This is a genomic window from Stenotrophomonas sp. SAM-B (assembly GCF_013387485.1).
GTDB classification, from domain to species: domain Bacteria; phylum Pseudomonadota; class Gammaproteobacteria; order Xanthomonadales; family Xanthomonadaceae; genus Stenotrophomonas; species Stenotrophomonas maltophilia_AA.
On the sequence record NZ_JABBXB010000022.1, the window covers coordinates 1 to 821 of the forward strand.

Below are 821 nucleotides of genomic sequence, written 5' to 3' on the forward strand. Positions count from 1 at the left end.
AGCCTTATCTGTTCGGAATCTGGCAGCTTAGGTGCCGAGAGCCGGCGTGGGCCGCCGTACGAGCCTGGATCTGAGCGATCGCCATGTAGCTTGGCGCCCACGCCGGAATCTCCCTTGATCCGCCCGAACAGTTGCTGGAGCTGGCACTCGAAGCGATAAGACTGGGCAAGCGGGGGAGCTCTCGACCCTTCCAGACTATACGGAGTCGGGCGATGAACGGGATCGGGATTGATGTAAGCAAGCGCCAGCTGGATGTCGGCACGACGGACAGAGAGACCCTGCAGGTCAGCAATAGCCCCTCTGGCTTTGTTGAATTGGACGCTTGGCTGAAAAAACGCCCAGCGATCCAGATCGTGCTGGAGGCCACCGGCGGATATGAGCAGCCCGTGCTGGATTTCCTGCACAAGGCAGGCCATCGGGTGGTGCGCGCCAATGCCTTTCGGGCGCGAAAACTAGCTCAGGGGTTGGGCCAGGTGGCCAAGACCGATCGCTTGGATGCCTATGCATTGGCACAGATGGCCGCGCTGGTGACACTGCCGGCCTACCAGCCACTAGAGCCTTGGCAGCAGAAACTGCGGGAATTCGTGCGGGCACGTCGACAGATGATGCAGGCCCTGACCGTAGCGCGGCAGCAGCAGGAAATGGTGCGTGATCGTGAATTGCGACGGCTTTTGCAGACCAACATCACCCGCTTGCAGACACTGGTCGAACGCCTGGGAAAGCAGATTGCCGAGCAAGTTGCTCAACAGCCCCAGCTCACGATTCTGAAGTCGATGAAGGGCGTGGGGCCGGGGCTACAGGCGGTGCTGGCCAGCTATCTG

At 60.9% G+C, this 821-nt stretch carries 1 protein-coding gene; it reads left to right on the forward strand.

The window, feature by feature from the left end; translation table 11 throughout:
• Positions 1 to 212: 212 nt before the first annotated feature.
• The coding region (locus HH110_RS19050) for a transposase (protein ID WP_176991072.1) at positions 213 to 821 on the forward strand (609 nt) is incomplete at its 3' end.